Genomic DNA, 1,378 nt, shown 5'->3' on the forward strand with positions numbered 1-1,378 from the left:
GTTGTTGAGAGGCCGGGCTCGCGGAGGGGTGCGGTTTGTGAGGGGTGGGGGGGCATGACGGTCGGTATGTCGGCGGCGCCGGTTTCCGATGCCGGCGCGCTCAACCGTACGCTCGGCGTGATTCTCGTCGGCTCGCTCATGGTCGTGCTCGACGGGACGATCGTCGTCGTCGCGCTGCCGAGTCTGTCGAGCGCGTTCGGCGCTTCGCTGGGGACGATCCAGTGGACGCTCACCGGGTACACGCTCGCGCTGGCCGCCGTGATCCCCACGGCGGCGTGGGTGATGGCCCGGCTGGGGGCCAAGCGGGCGTATCTGCTGGCGCTCTCGCTGTTCACGTTCGGTTCCGGGCTCGCCGCGTTCGCCTGGGACGCCGGGTCGTTGATCGCCTTCCGGGTCGTACAGGGCCTCGGGGGCGGGCTGTTGATGCCGGTCGGCATGGCGATGGCGCTGGGGCTGGCCGACCGGGAGCGGTTCGGGCGGACGATGGCGTTGATCGGGCTGCCGGTTCTCATCGGCCCCGTGTCCGGGCCGGTGTTGGGCGGGTGGCTGATCGACGTCGCGTCCTGGCACTGGATCTTCCTCGTCAACCTGCCGGTCGGGGCGGTCGCCCTGGGGCTCGCCGTACGGCTGCTGCGCGCGGACGCGCCCCGGGGTGAGGTGCCTCGACTCGACGTACGGGGGCTGCTGTTGCTGCCGCCCGGCCTGGCCCTGCTGCTGTACGGGCTCGCTCGGGGCGGGGAGCGCGGGGAGTTCACGTCGCCGGAGGTGCTGGGGTTCGTGGCGGTCGGGGGCGTCCTCGTCGCGGCGTTCGTACGACACGCCCTGACGACCCATCAACCCCTGTTGGATCTACGGCTGTTGGGTGACCGTACGTTCGCCCTCGGGATCGGGACGCTCGCGCTCTTCGCCTGCGGGTACTTCGGGTCCGCGTTGCTCGGACCCATGTACTGGCAGCAGGTGCGGGGTTGGGATGCCACCGGGACCGGGCTGCTGGGGGTGCCCGTCGGGCTGGCCATCGGGGGGACCATGCAGATCGCCTCGCGCCGGGTGGACAAGGTGTCGCCCCGGATGATGATCGTGTGCGGGGCGATGCTGGCCTCGATAGGCATGGCCGGTACGGGAGTTCAGGCCGGGATCGACGACGTGGCCGCCTGGCGGATCCTCGCGACGTCCCTGCTCATGGGCGTCGGCGTCGGAATGGTGATCATGCCGACGATGACCGTCGCGAGCCGGGACCTGCCCAAGGAGCGGATGGGCGCGGCGAGCACAGCGCTGGCGATCAACCAGCAGGTCGCGGCTTCGGTGGGGACGGCGTTCCTGTCGGTCCTGCTGGGGGCGGCGGGGGTGAGTCCCTCGGGGTTCAGGGCGGTATTCCTGG

At 71.2% G+C, this 1,378-nt stretch carries 1 protein-coding gene; it reads left to right on the top strand.

Annotation, left to right across the window (positions count from 1 at the left end; translation table 11 throughout):
• Nucleotides 1–54: 54 nt before the first annotated feature.
• On the top strand, nucleotides 55–1,378 hold a 1,324-nt coding region (locus AOK24_RS41550; RefSeq protein ID WP_055725067.1), incomplete at its 3' end, for a DHA2 family efflux MFS transporter permease subunit.

Source organism: Streptomyces niveiscabiei, from assembly GCF_001419795.1.
Classification (GTDB): Bacteria; Actinomycetota; Actinomycetes; order Streptomycetales; family Streptomycetaceae; genus Streptomyces; species Streptomyces niveiscabiei.